The following is a 15,363-nucleotide window of genomic DNA, read 5'->3' as shown; positions in this document are numbered from 1 at the left end:
GTGAGTAAAACCAGCCGGCCATTGAAAATAGCAATCGTGGCTGGAGAAGAATCCGGCGATCTTCTTGGCGCCGATCTGATAGATGCTCTTCGTGGCCAGACCGACAGACTTGTGGATATTGTTGGTGTCGGCGGCACGCATCTGACCGAGCGCGGCTTGAAGAGTTTTTTTGATCCTCATGAAATTGCACTCATGGGGCTTGGTGCAATTCTCAAAAACTTGCCCGGCCTTATTCTGCGCATTGGGCAGACGGCGAAGCGGATCGTTGCTGAAAAGCCGGATTGCGTTTTGCTGATTGACAGCCCCGATTTTACCCATCGCGTTGCAAAGAAAATACGTGCGGCTGCCCCGTCTATTCCTATCGTCAAATATATAGCCCCAAGTGTCTGGGCATGGCGGCCGCAGCGAGCCAAAGCCATGCGGGCCTATGTCGATCATGTTTTGACAGTTTTGCCGTTTGAGGTCGAGGTGATGAAGCGGCTCAACGGACCGCAATCGACCTATGTAGGGCATCGTTTGAGCAGTTATGCGCCGATTCTGAAAGTGCAGGCGGCGCAACGTAAAGCCGAGATGACACGTTGGCCCGACGGGTCACGTTGCCTGCTTTTGCTTCCCGGTTCCCGCCGTGGCGAGCTTCAGATGCTTATGGAGCCATTCGGCAAGGCGGTTGCGGAACTTTCGAAACGTGTTGAAAAACTCGAAGTCATTCTGCCAACCTTGCCGCGCATTGAAGAAACGGTGCGTGAGATGTCAAAGGACTGGGCCGTTAAGCCTCTCATTGTGACTGGTGATGAGGCCAAATGGGATGCTTTTTCGCGTGCGGATGCGGCATTGGCCGCGTCGGGCACTGTTTCGCTGGAGCTGGCGCTGTCGCATATTCCGACAGTTCTTTCCTATAAAGCTGACTGGTTCGCGCGGCAGTTTCTGATCTCCCGTATTACGATCTGGAGTGCGGCTCTTCCCAATATTATTGCAGACCAGCCAGTTGTGCCGGAATTCTTCAATGAGTCGGTGAGGCCCGGTAATCTTGCGCGCTATATTGAGCAATTGATGCAGAAGACAGCTTCGCGGCAGGCGCAGCTTGACGGCTTTGATAAAGTTACCTCGATCATGGCGACAGAACGCCCATCGGGCGAGATTGGCGCACAGGTTTTGCTTGATCTTGCAGAGAACGGTAGAAAACGCTGAACGCTGGAAAATCAAGACAAAGAAAAACCCCGGCGATTTGCCGGGGTTTTTGCATATCGAACGACGATTACTTGCGCTTTGCGACTGGTACATAATCGCGTTCCGCAGATCCTGTGTAGAGCTGGCGCGGACGGCCGATCTTCTGCTGTGGATCTTCGATCATTTCCTTCCACTGCGCGACCCAGCCGACGGTGCGGGCGAGTGCGAACAGAACCGTGAACATTTCGGTTGGGAAACCGAGAGCCTTCAAGGTGATGCCGGAATAGAAGTCGATGTTTGGATAGAGCTTCTTTTCGATAAAATACTCATCGGTCAGAGCGATCTTTTCGAGTTCCAGAGCAACGTCGAGAAGCGGATCGTCCTTGATGCCGAGTTCGCCCAGAACCTCATGGCAGGTCTTCTGCATGATCTTCGCGCGTGGATCGTAGTTTTTGTAAACGCGATGGCCAAAGCCCATCAGACGGAACGGATCGTTCTTGTCCTTGGCACGTGCGATGAATTCTGGAATGCGGTCTACCGTGCCAATTTCAGCCAGCATGTTGAGGGCTGCTTCATTGGCGCCACCATGTGCCGGGCCCCAGAGACAGGCAACGCCAGCGGCGATACACGCAAACGGATTGGCACCCGACGATCCAGCAAGACGAACGGTCGAGGTCGATGCGTTCTGCTCGTGATCAGCGTGCAGGATGAAAATACGGTCCATAGCGCGCGCCAGAACCGGATTGACCTTATATTCTTCGCATGGAACGCCAAAGCACATGTGCAGGAAGTTCGACGCAAAATCGAGGTCGTTCTTCGGATACATGAACGGCTGGCCAATGTGATACTTATAGGCCATTGCGGCAAGCGTTGGCACCTTGGCGATCAGGCGGATTGAAGCAACCATGCGCTGATGTGGATCGGTGATATCGGTCGAGTCATGGTAGAAAGCCGACATTGCACCAACGCAGCCAACAATCACTGCCATCGGGTGCGCATCACGACGGAAGCCCGTAAAGAACTTCGTCATCTGCTCATGGATCATCGTGTGACGTGTTACGCGGTAATCGAAATCAGCTTTCTGGGTTGCTGTTGGCAGTTCACCGTAAAGCAGCAGGTAGCAGGTTTCGAGAAAGTCACCATGTTCAGCAAGCTGATCAATCGGATAACCTCGATAAAGAAGAACACCTTTATCGCCATCAATATAAGTGATTTTGGATTCGCACGAAGCCGTCGATGTGAAACCCGGATCATAAGTGAAAGCGTTGGCGTTCTTGTAAAGTGGCCCGATGTCGACGACCTCTGGCCCGACAGTGCCTTGTCGTACAGGCAGATCGAATGTTTTGCCGTCGAGGGTAAAGCTTGCTGTCTTATCTGACATCGTGTTTCCTTTCGTGTCCACTTTGCCGCCCGCATGGCGGCTGAATTTTAATCGTCGTTATAACTTGTCTCTCGTAATTTCTGGATGTTTCCCGCTTTCGCGGGAACTCGGTTTTTCAACGCATTACCCTAACGATTTCGCTCGCCAAACTATCCCAATGATTTTGCGATGCAATGCGTAATTTGTACTAATTAAGCCCGTTTTGTCACGTCAGCGTGAAAGCTGGGATTTCAAACGATTTGATCTTTTATACGTGCAAGCGACTCGTCTCGGCCCAGAACGAACAGAACGTCGAATACACCCGGAGATGTTGCTCGGCCTGTCAGTGCGGCGCGCAGAGGTTGTGCCACCTTACCAAGTTTCAGGCCAACGGCCTCTGCATGCGCGCGAACGGCTGCATCCAGCGATTCAACGGTCCAGTCTGTGGCTGCTTCAAGATGCGGGAGCACAGCTTTGAGAACTGCACGGCCTTCATCATTGAGCAGGGAGGCTGCTTTTTCATCGAATTTCAGCGGACGCTGTTCGAAAATGAATTTCGCGCCGTCGGCCAGCTCGACAAGCGTTTTTGCGCGATCCTTAAGGCCCGGCATTGCGGTGAGAAGTTGCGCACGTCCCTTGTCATCAAGGGCTTTTGCAAGCTCTTCGCCGCCCTCAATTTCCGGCAGCACAGCGATGAGAGCATCAAACAGTGCTTTATCATCACTGTTACGCATATAAACGCCATTGATGGCTTCCAGTTTCTGAAAGTCAAAACGTGCCGCGCCTTTATTGATGTCTTTCACGTCGAACCATTCGATCATCTGTTCGGTTGACATGATTTCATCGTCGCCATGGCTCCAGCCAAGGCGAACTAGATAGTTGCGCAGCGCTTCCGGCAGATAACCCATGGCGCGATAGGCATCAACGCCCAGTGCGCCGTGACGCTTGGATAGTTTTGCACCGTCTGCGCCGTGGATCAGCGGGATGTGTGACATTTGCGGAACGTCCCAGCCCATCGCGTCATAAATCACGGTCTGGCGTGCCGCATTGGTCAGGTGATCATCGCCACGGATAATATCGGTGACCCCCATATCATGATCGTCGACGACAACAGCATGCATATAGGTTGGATTGCCGTCCGAACGCAGAATGATGAAATCATCAAGATCCTTGTTCGGGAAACGCACATCGCCCTGTACGGCATCGCGTACCAGTGTTTCGCCTTCGCGAGGTGCCTTGATTCGGATGACTGGCTTTACACCTGCCGGTGCTTCGGATGGATCACGGTCGCGCCAGCGGCCATCATAACGCGGCGGACGGCCTTCGGCCCGGGCCTTCTCGCGCATGTCTTCCAGCTCTTGCGGCGTTGCATAGCAATAGTAGGCTTTGCCTTTGGCAACCAGTTCTTCAGCCACTTCGCGATGACGCGGTGCGCGTTCGAACTGCGAAATGACGTCACCATCCCAGTCAAGGCCAAGCCATGTCAGACCGTCGAGAATTGCAGCCGTTGCTGCATCCGTGGAGCGTTCGCGGTCGGTATCCTCGATGCGCAACAGCATTTTGCCGCCGCTGTGCTTGGCATAAAGCCAATTGAACAGGGCGGTCCGGGCTCCGCCAATATGAAGGAAACCCGTGGGCGAGGGGGCAAAACGGGTTACGACCGGTTTCGACATGACAGCTCCACTATAAAGGCCGCGTCAGGGTACAGCAGATGTGCTGGACGAGGCAGAATTTTGAATATGTAGCGCCCGTTTGTTCATAATCTACAGGCGTCAAGGATTCTTGAGTGAGAACCCTATCGATTTTGACTGGGGTTCATGTAGCATAGGCAGCACAGTGCGCAAGGGCTTCGCGCGATCGGGGAACACTTTTGCAGTCAGGCGGGGGCATGACGAGCATAAGGGACACACAGGAAATAAGCGAACGGGTATTTGTCAAAGACATGTCCGCGGGGCTTGAACGCGCCTTATTGCCCGAACCTTGGATACCTTATAAAGCAAGCGAAGATTTATCTCCCATCTTACCACAACAGCATCGAACCCCATCACAGCGACTGTCGGCGCTGGCTTCGCTTGCGTGGCTCAACTTAAGTGCTGCAATGCTAAGGGAAATCGGCAGGGGCATGTTTTTCCTGCTGTTTCCGGTCTTCATGGGCATCGGGGCGATTGTCTATTTCACACTCTCATTTGAACCTCATTGGTTGCCCATTCTGGCAATTCTAACCGCTCTTGGTGGTGTTCGAGTTTTATCACGCAGGCATTTTCTGTCATCGCGGTTGCTAACGCTGGCCCTTGCGCTTCAGTTGGGAGTGATTGCGGGAAAATTTGAAACAGAGTGGCGAGCCACGCAATTGTTAGGCTCGGAGGTCGCGACGCGCATTACAGGAAGGGTGGAAGCGCTCGAATATAAGGATAACGGCAGTTGGCGTGTGACGCTTGATTTGATCGAAACCCAAAGACCGAAGCTTCGCTATGCACCACAACGCATCCGCATTACAGTGTAGGGGGGTATTACCTTCTGGACATCCACGGTCTTAAGAGAAAATCCAGCAAGCTATTGTTCATAAAGAGAAATCAGTGTTTCAGGGATTTGAAGTCCGTAGACACTGATGAAAAAAGCGCAGAGAAATCAGCACAGAATCGTGCATTCCTGATCGTTTATCACGCATTCTGGTAGCTAAGTTCGCACAATGAAGCGCATTTGCGCATAGAAGCGTTAGAAACGCACTATTTCGGGTTTTGCCGGGTTTCAAATCAGTAAAAGGGCGCGAGGCAAAGAGCTGGGTCCGCTTGAGCATCGGATTCAAATCCGATTGCATTGGTAATTAAGTCGGCAATTTATGCCGACTTAACACTAATTATGCCGACTTTAATTAAGCCATTGGAATTCAATGATAATTGCAACTTCCCTTCTCGCGTCACATAAGAAACGAAGTCGGCAGCTGAATAATGCATTCAAGCGTTAGAAAAGAGATTTAAGGAAGCGGCTCCAACGGTTCTAAGGGTGCCGAAGAACGAGCATGACTTGCCCAATGGGCGCGATTTCGTCCGCCCTATCCGGGCCGTAGGTCTCTGGCGGGTACTTTTCATTGTCCGAAACGAGATCAAGGTTCCCATCGATACGCCATACGGCCCGTTTGACCTTGATGCCTGGGCCAACGCGAAAGACGAAAACCATGTCGTCTTCAATTTCCGTCTTACTCCTATCCACGACCAGCAAAGAGCCGCCCGGAATAGACGGCAACATGCTGTCTCCTTTCGATTCGAGGAGTATGCACGAATTTGGGTGAGCGCCTATCCTGCGCAAGAATGAACGGGCAATCGAAATGCCGCTGTCTTCGGCGTTCTCACTAACAGGAATGATGCCATCACCAGCTGCTGCTTGAATATCGTAACGCTGTAGCGAAATCATATCTGGCGACACTTGGGTTAAGTTGGTCGCTGAGTTTTTTTCGACAGTTTCAGATGCGTTGCCAAGCATCGAACCTTCGCCTGTGACCAGCCAATTAATGTTGATGCCGAATCGGTCTCGATACGAGGCTAACGTTGTTGCGTCTGGCGTCCGTTCGCCTCGTTCGTAATACGCAAGTGTGTTTTTACTGATGCCTAATTGAGATGCGAAGTTTTCACGTTCAGCATCGCCAAATTCTTTACGGATAAGCCGAATTCTCGCGCCCAAGTCCGTTTTCGACGGATTTTCAGGTTTAGCCAAATCAGCACCAAAATGACCACAATTGCGTATTGCTAAATACGCAATTGTGATCTATCCCTATTTATGCGAACCGCTACGGCGTTTCGCGTTTGTGACCAAATGACCTTTAAAAAGCGGGCGCTGGAACGCCCGCTTCCAAAGCGGAGTTTCGCTATGAGTAAGAAAAAGCCGATCATGGACTGGGAGGCTATTAAGGCCGAAGTCCACCGCCGCCGCATGACGCTCACCGAACTTGCTGTTCGGTCTGGCCTGCATCCTTCCATTCTGCGGAAGGTCAAAACCATGACCCATTATGCAGGTCAGGAAGCGCTTGCGACATTCATCGACCAGAAGGCGGAAAACCTTTGGCCGGATCGTTACCCAAAGAAAAGCTCCGGCATTCTCGATACTACAAAATGGCCCCCGTTAGAAAGTCAAAAATCTAACGCGGCTTTAGACAGGAAGGCTGCGTAATGACCGGCCCATTGTCAAAACTCATCCGCGTTTCTGACAACGCGACTGCCGCCGATGCGGTTGTCTTCTGGATCGCGATAGCAATTATCCTTGCCGTGATGTTCTCGGCGCAGGTGGCATTCATTGCAGCTTTCGTTGTGAGGGCAGCATGACCAAGCATGTTGTTATTGGCTTTCCTGAAGTCGTCAAACCTATTTCGCAGTATATCAAGCTTTCGGACATCGACATTCCTGAAGATCGCGCTCGCGATCTGGATATGGATTGGGCGCAGGCACTCGCTTCCATGATCGCTGCACAGGGGCTGATCAATCCAATCACTGTGCGCATGGTTGATGGCCGTCCTCGTCTGGTCGCGGGTTTGCACCGTTATACTGGGATTGGCCTACTTAAGTGGGAAACCATTCCGGCGCGGATTTCTAACGCCGCTACTGATGATGATGCGCGCCTTGAAGAGGTGATGGAAAATCTCGGTCGCAACGAGTTGAAAGCGCTCGACCGCTGTCATCATCTTTATGAACTGAAACAGGTTTACGAGCGCATGCACCCGGAAACCAAAAACGGCGCGCATGGTGGTGTCGGTGGCAAGCGGAATGAGAACGAAATTTTTGCGTTCTCATTGGATGTAGCCGAAAAGATTGGCCTTTCGCGCCGCTCCATAGAGCTGGCCGTAAAAATCTGGAAAGATCTCGCGGCTGTTTCACGTCAACGTTGCGCCGGAACATGGCTTGCTAATCATCAAGCGGGATTGAAGCTGCTTTCCGAGCAGTCGCATGCCGAACAGGCAAACATTCTCGACGTTCTTTTCAGTCACCCGCCAAAAGCGACCAGTGTGCAGGATGCAATGTCCATTCTTGCCAATGGCAGCACGAAGACGGCCACGGAAAAGAAAGTCGAAACGGTCAAGAATACGCTCAAGGCCCTTCCCGAAGCTGTGGTCGCGTCAGTTGTTGATGAGCGCCTCGCGGAAATGCGCCAGAGCATTGACGTCTTGAGCAAGTTCTTTGCCAAGCTAGCAGACGATGAACTGGATAAGGTCGTCGAGCAGCACGAAGCGCGTATCGTGGCCTCTCTCAAGCGCCGGGGTGTCATCTGACCATGTCCCGCCGCCGCGATCCCCTCACCAAAGACCTGTTTAGCTGGGAGCCGCCGAAAGTGGCTGTCGGATACAGTGCGGACGTGATCGGTCGCGGGCGACTCGACAATAAAATTGCACGGCTAATTTCCCATGCACTGCGCGATGCTCGTGAAGATCAGGGACTGAGCCGCGAAACCATAGCGCAGAAGATTAGCGATTTTCTCGGTCGCGAAGTGACATCAGCCACGCTGTACAAATGGACCTCTGAAGGCTCGGAATCGCACCGCATTCCTCTGGATGCCTTTATTGCCCTTGTTCATGCGACTGGCGCGAAAGACCTTCTCGGCTTTGTTCCGGGCGAGTTCGGCTTGACCGTGATCGAAGACGAATACGCCGACCTGATCGAAGAGCGCCTTCTGGAAGATCATCGCGAGGAAGTGGATGCGCGCATCAGAGCGCTTGCGGCCCGCAGAAAGGCAAGACGATGAAAGATTGGTTTACAGCCGCAGAGCTGGCGAAGATTGCCAAGGATCGGGGCCTGAAGGCTTCGGCATTTCCGAACTCCGAACGCGGTGTTCGCGATCAATGCCAGCAATGGGGGTGGAACGAATTGCCGGATAATTTGTGCAGGAAGCGCGCTGCTGTCGGCGGCGGTCGTGAGTACCATCGTTCGCTGCTGCCTGAAGTCATGCAGAATGTCATCGCGGGTCTGGAAATTAAGACGGTTCTTATCGCGGCACAGGAGCGCCGCACTGAAATTGAGCAGCGCAAAGTTGCACAACTTTCGGTTACGTCGCTGCGTTTTCGCCAGCGTCAAGCAATGGAAGCGCGGGGCGAAATCCTTACAGCCATCGACCGTTATAACGTAATGATGGGCGGATGGGGTCGCCGCAAGGCCATTCTGGATTTCGTTCAGTCACAGGAAGAACATTCAGAACGCAAGGTCGCGTTAGAGAAAGTCGAAAACGGCGAGGCTTTGACAGGTCGCGAACGTACATTGCTTGAGCGTGTTTCACTACTTGTCGATGCGAACGGCTTTGGTTTGCTGGAAGATACACTGCGCCTTGCGAATGATCGCGCTGGTGGTGATTTCCGCATAAGTCGCGCCACGATCTACGCGTGGTTCAGTCAGCGTGATGCAAGCGGTATCGTCGCATTGGCCCCGGCTTTGACCAAGATTGAAGAACCAGTCACCGAAGAGTTCAAAGCTTTTCTAACCTTTTATGCCAAGCCGGGAAAGCCTGCCGCCAGTGAAGCGTTGACGGATTATCGCAAGGTCAATCCGTCAACCACGCTCACCATTGAAAAAGTTCGCTACACCTTGCGGACCAAGCTCAATGACATTGAAAAGAATGTCGGGCGCGAAGGGCTTCTGACGCTCCGCTCCCGCATGGCTTATATCCAGCGTTCGACCGAGAACCTGTTTCCGACCACGATCTACACAGCAGACGGCAAGACGTTTGATGCCGAGGTCGCGCATCCAGTTACCGGAAAAGCTTTCAAGCCTGAAATCACCTCCATGTTGGATGTGGCAACGCGCAAGTGCGTCGGTTTCTCCATTGCACTCAAGGAAAACGTGATTTCGGTGACTGAAGCTTTGCGCAAATCCTGCGTTAGCCATGGAATTCCAGCTATTTTCTACACCGACCGTGGTCCCGGCTATAAAAACAAGACCTTTGATGCGGACGTGAATGGCCTGATGGGCCGTCTTTCCATCACCAAGATGCATGCATTGCCATATAACTCACAGGCAAAGGGCATCATCGAACGTTTTAACGGCACGGTCTGGAACCCGCTGGCACAGAAGCTGCCTTCTTATCTCGGTGCGCCGATGGACAAGGAAGCGTCGAAGGCTGCACATAAGACTTCGCGTCAGGAATTGAAACTTTTTGGCGCATCGCGGCTGTTGCCGTCATGGGATGATTTCCGCGCCATGTGCGTTGAGGCGATTGCCGAATATAATGCAACGCCACATCGCGGCCTGCCGCGTTTCATGGATGAGGTAAGCGGGAAATACCGTCACTATTCGCCTGATGAGTTTTGGGCGCAGCATGTCAAAGACGGCTTTGAACCTGTTTCGGTTGCCTCGGATGAGATTGACGATCTCTTCCGTCCATATGAAATCCGCACTGCTCGCCGTAGCCTCGTTGAATGGAACAACAATCAGTATTTCCATCCGGCACTGGAAGCCTATCACGGCGAACAGGTCATGGTCGGCTATGACTTTGATGAAGCTCGCTTTGTCTGGGTGCGTGAGATCGACCGTGAGGAAGGCCAGCCGGGTGCATTGATCTGCGTTGCCGATTTCACCGGCAACAAACAAGATTATGTGCCGAAGACATTCCAGCAGGCGGCAGAAGAAAAGCGCCGTCAGGGTCGTATCAAGCGGGCTGGTGCCAAGCTGCGCGATGCCGAGCAGGAATTTATCACGCCGTTCCTCATCGATCAGACAGCCAATGATGCGATGCCGATTATCGACATCACGCCTGATCTGGTTCCAGCCTCTAACGTGGAAAAACTGTCTGATTATCAGAAACCGGCTCAATCCGAGCCACAGCCAAAGCGCCGTACGTTTGCATCTGATGAAGAGCTTGCAGCTTGGGCGATCCAGAACCCCGAAAGTTTAACGAGTAATCAGGTTCGCGTCTTGCGCGGGTGCTTACAGCAGCCGTCCGCAATTGAACTATTCCGATTGTCAGGCATCGACGTGGACACGCTTCGAAACATCATCCGTGCCGCTGCCTGACAACCTCAACACACGAAGGAAAATACGCATGAAAAACCAGTTTGTCGAGACAGCCAACGTAAAACGCTTTTTGGGTGCGTTATCCGCACTTGAACAGCGCGGCGCGCAGGAAGCTTGTCTCGTCGTCATTGATGGTCAGCCCGGACTTGGCAAGACCACGACATTGAAACACTGGGTGGCGCAGAATGGGTGTGTGTATCTGCGCGCTAAAAAGGAATGGTCGCCAAGCTGGTTCATGAATGAACTCTTGGAAAATCTGCGCGTTACGCCGCCGCATTCGTTCCCGAAGAAATACGCCAAGGCGTTAGAGGAACTGGCGATGCGCCAGAACTCGGCCATGCTGGACCGCCGTGCTTTCGGTCTGGTCATTGATGAAGCTGACCATATTTCCTCCAAATCCAGCATTCTCGAAACTATCCGCGATATTTCGGACATGATCGAGTTGCCGACTGTTCTCGTCGGCATGGGAAAAGTGGCTGACCATCTGGCACGGTTCCCACAGGTCGCTTCGCGTGTCTCGCAGCGCGTTAGCTTCCAGCCAGCCTCCAAGGACGATGTGAAAGCCCTGATTTCGGCGCGTTGCGAGGTCAAGGTTGCCGATGATCTGATTGATTTCGTCCTGAAGGTTAGTCAGGGCTTGAACCGCGAGGTTCTGGAAGCCATCGCCAATATCGAACGCTTTGGCCTTCGCTTTGATGCAGGCGAAGAAGGCGTGAAACTGTCTGACATGGCCGGTCAGGTCATCATGAACAACCGTCATTCGAATAAGCCAGTGATCGTTCCGGAGTCATTTTGATGAAGTGCGCACCGGGAGAAGCTTCAACCATTATTCTGCAACATCTGACAGATGGAACATGCCAGACCATAGACCAGTTGGCACTCGTTTTACCTTTGAGCCACCGCCAAATTTCAAACGGTGCTGCCGCGCTTATCAATCGCGGTTATTTGGACCGGATTGAGGTGGGTTGCTACTGCCTAACATCTGAGGGTGTGGCTGCTGCACAGCGGGACGAAAAGATCACCAGTGGGCCTATAGGACCACTGACATGCAAAAGCCGCCGACGCTTCCGCACGACGTTTCGCCAAAGAGCGTGGAACGCCATGCGCATGAGTGGAACGTTCATGGTTAGCGATGTCATCATCGCAGCTGCAAAAGATGACAAGAACCCCGAAGAAAACCTGCTCGCATATCTCAGATACTTGCGATGCGCTGGCTATGTCGCGGCGTTGCCAGCTAGCCGAAGTAACTTACGCGCCAACAGTAAAAGCGGGAAGCGCTTTCGGTTGATCAAAGATACCGGCCCGATTGCACCGGAATGGCGATCAGCATTGCGCGCATTGTGGGACCATAATCTTGAGCGCTTCACCGCAGATGACCGAGGTTCGCTATGCGACAGATGAACCTCATGACTTTGTCCGATCCAAAGTGGGTTGACGTTTTGCGCGCCGAGGCTGGAAAGCCGAAGCGCACAAAAAAAGATATTGCCGATGAACTTGGTGTTTCTCGTACGGCAATCTCGCTGATCTGCGATGGAAAATATTCGGCCAAGATGGACAAGGTGTCGGCCAAGCTCGCACCGAAAGTTATGGCTATGTACGCCTGCAAGATGTGGTGTCCATATCTGCATAGCGATCTGACGCCGGAAGCCTGTCGTCATCATGCAAGCGCTCCAATGCCGACAAGCGATCCCGACAAGCTTCGCCACTGGGCGGCATGCCGGAATTGTCCTCACAATCCCGTTTCAACCAATTCCGAGGTGAAAAATGCTGTCTGACACAGTGGTGCAGTGGCGCGCTTTTCTGATGCCTCTCGTCAGTGAGGTAGATGCTCCTGAGTTGCTTCTAACGCTTCGCCTCATGGAACTTGAGGCGCGGCATATGGAAATGACGATTGAGTATCTGACAGGCCGTCCACATGCACCGTTGAACGATCAGCTGCTTTCTTTCCCCTCATCACCTGAAGAACTTCAGAAGGAGACAATCAATGCTCTCTGATAGCCTGCGTGAAATGCGTCGTGAATTCCAGAATGCGCTGCTCGAAACTGGTGGCAGCATCACAATCTCTGGTGAGCAGCTTCAAAGCTATGCGCTAGCACTCGTCATGTATGAAGATGCAGCACTCGACATGGAAGAAAAACTCGGCGTTAGGCCGGTTCTCACCAATGCTTCCGGCAGTGTCGTCATTCCGCTCCGCCCATCCAACCGATCCCGTCCGCATCTTACCGTCATCCATGGTGATGGCGGCGATGTAGCCTGAAATACTTTCCATAAGGAACCCAGATTATGCAGTCTAAAATTTCACCGACCATTCCGACCGAAGAAATCAGCGGTGTCTCTTACGTCAATAAGGGTAAGGGCGAAATGATTGCCCTGTCAGCTATCAAGCCGGAACATATTGAGGAAGATGAGCTTGTTCGCCGCCTTTCGATCAAGGCGTCAGAGATGAACCGCATCTTGGCAACACTTCGCGCCGAAGTCTTTGACGATGTGATGGCGTATCGCGAATTGTTGGCCGAAAAATACAACGTCAAGCGCCGTGGCACAAAGGGCAATATCACCCTGACCACTGTCGATACCAGTTTGCGCCTGACCATTCAGGTTTCCGACACTTTGACGTTCGGCCCGGAACTGGAAGTTGCCAAAGAGATTATCGACGGCTGCATTCGCCGTTGGTCTGAAGGCTCTAACGACAATATCCGCGCTCTGATTGATCAGGCGTTTCAGGTCGATAAGCAGGGCAAGCTCAACACAGATCGTATCCTTGGCCTGAAGCGCCTGAAAATCACCGACGACACAGGTGAATGGGAAAAGGCCATGACGGTGATTTCCGATTCAGTGCGCGTCATGGCGTCCAAGGAACATGCCCGGTTTTACGCCGTCGATAAGGATACGGGAACTGCCACTCGTATTCCGCTCGATCTGGCGAACGCGTGAGGCTGATATGATCTCGGAAACAATTCGTAAGCGGATTAATGCCTTGCGTCAGCGCACAACGGCGCGGGGCTTCACTGAGGCAGAGGCTATGGAAGCCGCTGCCAAGGTGGCCGAGCTGATGCGTGAACACGGCCTTCATGACCATGATCCTGAAATGACGCAGGATGCTGCGGGTTTGAGTGGATCATTGCGATCTGCCCGTTCATCGCTTTGGCCAGTTATCGCCCATTGCACGAATACAGCAGCTTTAATGTCCAGTTCGCTTGATGGCCGTGTCATGATTTATGTCGGCAAGGAACCGGGACCGGAGATTGCCGTCTATCTTCATGATGTCTGTGAAACCGCAATCAATCATGAGATCAAGCGTTTCAAAAAAGGTGAATTTTACAGCCGTCGTCGTTCAACGGCCACGCGCAAGCAGGCTGTGACAGATTTTACCATCGGCTTGGTCGCGAGTTTGAAGGGACAGCTCTATAATCTCTTCAAGCCGAACATATCTGCAATTGCATTGCGTGAAGCGGAATTTGAGCGCGAGCGTCGTTATCCAGACACGCGAACTATGAAAACGCCTGCGCAGAAAACCCGCTTTGATCATGCGCGATATGCAGGTGCAATGGCGGGAGAGAATGTCAATATCTCCCGTGGTGTGAGTGGGCGAGAGCAACAAAAACTGATCGGCGGTGGGCGATGAACACGTTTGCTGTCATCAATATCGCTCGCATTCAACTTGGTATGGATGAAGATACAATCCGGGCGCTTTATGTGCGTGTGACGGGTGTTAATTCACTGCGCGCCATGTCCGAGCGCCAGCGTCTCGCTGTGGTTGATGAATTAAAGCGCTTAGGCTTCAAAATGAAGAAAAGCGGCAAATCACTGCCGCTTTCAACAAAACCATATATCCGTCTGGTTCATGCACTCTGGCGATCATGTCACCGGAAGGGCGTTATAAATGACGGTTCCCGCAAAGCTCTGCGAACCTTCGTTAAGGGACACTCTACCGTCGATGACCCTGATTTTCTAACGTTTGAAGAGGCTAATCCCATCATTGAGGCACTCAAGGCGATGGAGGCACGGGCATGAAAGATTTAATTGCAAACTGCTTTTCCAAGCTCTTTGTGTTCACCACGCATAAATGCACTGTGATCCAGAAGGCTGATGGAAACGAACTTGCCTTTTGGCCGTCCGGCTTGGTTCAGAACAAGGCAAAGGTATTCACCAAAGCCGCGTCTGTTCGTGCCATCATCGTCAAGACCGACCCACAGGCTTATGTCTTGCGACCACATAGCGTCTCGAACTTTCTTTTCTTCTTTGATCGTCTCAAGTCCTGCCTTTTGCCAATCGGCAAGCTCGGTTTCCGCGAATGCCAGTGTCGGCGTCAGAGCGATCAAAGCGGCTATCAGTGCAGTTTTCATAATTTTCGCATCCCCGTTTCCATACCTGTTCAAATAGCAGTTGCAGATTGTTTTGAGCAATCATTTTTAACGGGTGCGGCATGAGCGATCTCCAAACATTGCCCTCTTCAATAGAAGAGATCGCAGAAACGATTGGTGTGCGCCTTGCTCTTAAAATCGTGCAGGTCTATGGTGGTAGCGAAGCATATTTCCCTAAAAAGCCTAATGACGACCATCCTGTCATTCAGGCTCTTGGCAAAGAGGATGGATATGCGATATGCAAATACATGGGCGGATCGGTTCTTTCGGTTCCACATTGCAAACCGCCCCGCAATGCATTGTCTGCTATCAGGCGTCTCGAAGCAGAGGGGCTATCAAGAAGTGAGATAGCTCGCCGCCTCGGTATCACGCAACGCCATGTGCGCCGAGTGGCAAATGGCCCGCCGCCGACACTTAATCAATTCGATTTGTTTGCAAATGATCAATGACCGGACCTGATGTCCGGTCATTTTGCTTTGTAAGACCA

Annotated in this window: 20 protein-coding genes; 16 read left to right on the top strand and 4 right to left on the bottom strand. The window is 52.4% G+C overall.

What is annotated here, in order from left to right:
* Complete coding sequence (gene lpxB / locus ABE530_RS12050; protein WP_499694681.1) at positions 1 to 1,188, top strand: lipid-A-disaccharide synthase; 1,188 nt, start codon at positions 1 to 3, stop codon at positions 1,186 to 1,188.
* A gap of 67 nt (positions 1,189 to 1,255) precedes the next feature.
* Here lpxB and gltA read toward each other — a convergent pair whose 3' ends face one another.
* Positions 1,256 to 2,548 carry a citrate synthase gene (gene gltA, locus ABE530_RS12045; RefSeq protein ID WP_265984576.1) on the bottom strand — a complete coding sequence of 431 codons (1,293 nt, stop codon included), beginning with the start codon at positions 2,546 to 2,548 and terminating at the stop codon, positions 1,256 to 1,258.
* A gap of 230 nt (positions 2,549 to 2,778) precedes the next feature.
* Positions 2,779 to 4,200, bottom strand: a complete 1,422-nt coding sequence (gltX, locus tag ABE530_RS12040; protein ID WP_499694680.1) for a glutamate--tRNA ligase — start codon at positions 4,198 to 4,200, stop codon at positions 2,779 to 2,781.
* A gap of 215 nt (positions 4,201 to 4,415) precedes the next feature.
* Here gltX and ABE530_RS12035 point away from each other — a divergent pair, with 215 nt between their 5' ends.
* Positions 4,416 to 5,030 carry a competence protein ComE gene (locus tag ABE530_RS12035; RefSeq protein WP_499694679.1) on the top strand — a complete coding sequence of 205 codons (615 nt, stop codon included), beginning with the start codon at positions 4,416 to 4,418 and terminating at the stop codon, positions 5,028 to 5,030.
* Between the two features lie 494 nt (positions 5,031 to 5,524).
* Here ABE530_RS12035 and ABE530_RS12030 read toward each other — a convergent pair whose 3' ends face one another.
* On the bottom strand, positions 5,525 to 6,238 hold the full coding sequence (locus ABE530_RS12030) for an XRE family transcriptional regulator (RefSeq protein ID WP_499694678.1): 714 nt from the start codon (positions 6,236 to 6,238) through the stop codon (positions 5,525 to 5,527).
* A gap of 153 nt (positions 6,239 to 6,391) precedes the next feature.
* Between ABE530_RS12030 and ABE530_RS12025 the strand changes: the two genes are divergently transcribed.
* From ABE530_RS12025 to ABE530_RS11965, 13 genes are read left to right on the top strand one after another with little or no spacing between them, the layout of a single operon-like run.
* Complete coding sequence (locus ABE530_RS12025) at positions 6,392 to 6,691, top strand: helix-turn-helix domain-containing protein (RefSeq protein ID WP_499694677.1); 300 nt, start codon at positions 6,392 to 6,394, stop codon at positions 6,689 to 6,691.
* Complete coding sequence (locus ABE530_RS12020) at positions 6,691 to 6,843, top strand: hypothetical protein (RefSeq protein ID WP_499694676.1); 153 nt, start codon at positions 6,691 to 6,693, stop codon at positions 6,841 to 6,843. Before ABE530_RS12025 ends, ABE530_RS12020 begins: the two co-directional genes overlap by 1 nt.
* Positions 6,840 to 7,784: a ParB N-terminal domain-containing protein gene (locus ABE530_RS12015; protein WP_499694675.1), complete on the top strand. Its 945-nt coding sequence runs from the start codon at positions 6,840 to 6,842 to the stop codon at positions 7,782 to 7,784. Before ABE530_RS12020 ends, ABE530_RS12015 begins: the two co-directional genes overlap by 4 nt.
* Before the next feature lie 2 nt (positions 7,785 to 7,786).
* Positions 7,787 to 8,254, top strand: coding sequence for a hypothetical protein (locus ABE530_RS12010; RefSeq protein ID WP_499694674.1), 468 nt, complete (start codon positions 7,787 to 7,789; stop codon positions 8,252 to 8,254).
* Complete coding sequence (locus ABE530_RS12005) at positions 8,251 to 10,512, top strand: Mu transposase C-terminal domain-containing protein (RefSeq protein ID WP_499694673.1); 2,262 nt, start codon at positions 8,251 to 8,253, stop codon at positions 10,510 to 10,512. The genes ABE530_RS12010 and ABE530_RS12005 overlap by 4 nt, the downstream gene beginning before the upstream one ends.
* Positions 10,513 to 10,540: 28 nt before the next feature.
* Positions 10,541 to 11,308: an AAA family ATPase gene (locus tag ABE530_RS12000; protein WP_499694672.1), complete on the top strand. Its 768-nt coding sequence runs from the start codon at positions 10,541 to 10,543 to the stop codon at positions 11,306 to 11,308.
* On the top strand, positions 11,308 to 11,913 hold the full coding sequence (locus ABE530_RS11995; protein ID WP_499694671.1) for a hypothetical protein: 606 nt from the start codon (positions 11,308 to 11,310) through the stop codon (positions 11,911 to 11,913). The genes ABE530_RS12000 and ABE530_RS11995 overlap by 1 nt, the downstream gene beginning before the upstream one ends.
* Positions 11,901 to 12,287, top strand: a complete 387-nt coding sequence (locus ABE530_RS11990) for a MarR family transcriptional regulator (protein WP_499694670.1) — start codon at positions 11,901 to 11,903, stop codon at positions 12,285 to 12,287. Before ABE530_RS11995 ends, ABE530_RS11990 begins: the two co-directional genes overlap by 13 nt.
* Entirely contained in the window at positions 12,277 to 12,507 is a 231-nt protein-coding gene (locus tag ABE530_RS11985) for a hypothetical protein (RefSeq protein WP_499694669.1), read from the top strand. Before ABE530_RS11990 ends, ABE530_RS11985 begins: the two co-directional genes overlap by 11 nt.
* On the top strand, positions 12,497 to 12,769 hold the full coding sequence (locus ABE530_RS11980; protein WP_499694668.1) for a hypothetical protein: 273 nt from the start codon (positions 12,497 to 12,499) through the stop codon (positions 12,767 to 12,769). The genes ABE530_RS11985 and ABE530_RS11980 overlap by 11 nt, the downstream gene beginning before the upstream one ends.
* A gap of 26 nt (positions 12,770 to 12,795) precedes the next feature.
* A complete protein-coding gene (locus ABE530_RS11975; protein WP_499694667.1) occupies positions 12,796 to 13,446 on the top strand; it encodes a DUF3164 family protein in 651 nt (216 codons plus the stop codon).
* Between the two features lie 7 nt (positions 13,447 to 13,453).
* Entirely contained in the window at positions 13,454 to 14,137 is a 684-nt protein-coding gene (locus ABE530_RS11970; protein WP_499694666.1) for a DUF7168 domain-containing protein, read from the top strand.
* The gene (locus ABE530_RS11965; protein ID WP_499694665.1) at positions 14,134 to 14,526 is read left to right on the top strand and encodes a regulatory protein GemA; all 393 of its coding nucleotides are present in this window, start codon (positions 14,134 to 14,136) and stop codon (positions 14,524 to 14,526) included. Before ABE530_RS11970 ends, ABE530_RS11965 begins: the two co-directional genes overlap by 4 nt.
* Positions 14,527 to 14,531: 5 nt before the next feature.
* Here the strand turns inward: ABE530_RS11965 and ABE530_RS11960 are convergent, their stop codons facing one another.
* Positions 14,532 to 14,858 (bottom strand): hypothetical protein, encoded by a 327-nt coding sequence (locus ABE530_RS11960; protein ID WP_499694664.1) that lies wholly within the window; start codon positions 14,856 to 14,858, stop codon positions 14,532 to 14,534.
* Positions 14,859 to 14,938: 80 nt separating this feature from the next.
* On the opposite strand from ABE530_RS11960, the gene ABE530_RS11955 reads away from it, so the two are divergent.
* Positions 14,939 to 15,325, top strand: coding sequence for a helix-turn-helix domain-containing protein (locus ABE530_RS11955; RefSeq protein ID WP_499694663.1), 387 nt, complete (start codon positions 14,939 to 14,941; stop codon positions 15,323 to 15,325).
* Positions 15,326 to 15,363 lie beyond the last annotated feature (38 nt).

This window comes from Brucella sp. TWI559 (genome assembly GCF_039674265.1).
GTDB lineage: Bacteria > Pseudomonadota > Alphaproteobacteria > Rhizobiales > Rhizobiaceae > Brucella > Brucella chromiisoli.
The sequence above is the reverse complement of the archived record's forward strand: the minus strand, read 5'-3'. Positions and strand labels throughout refer to the sequence as shown.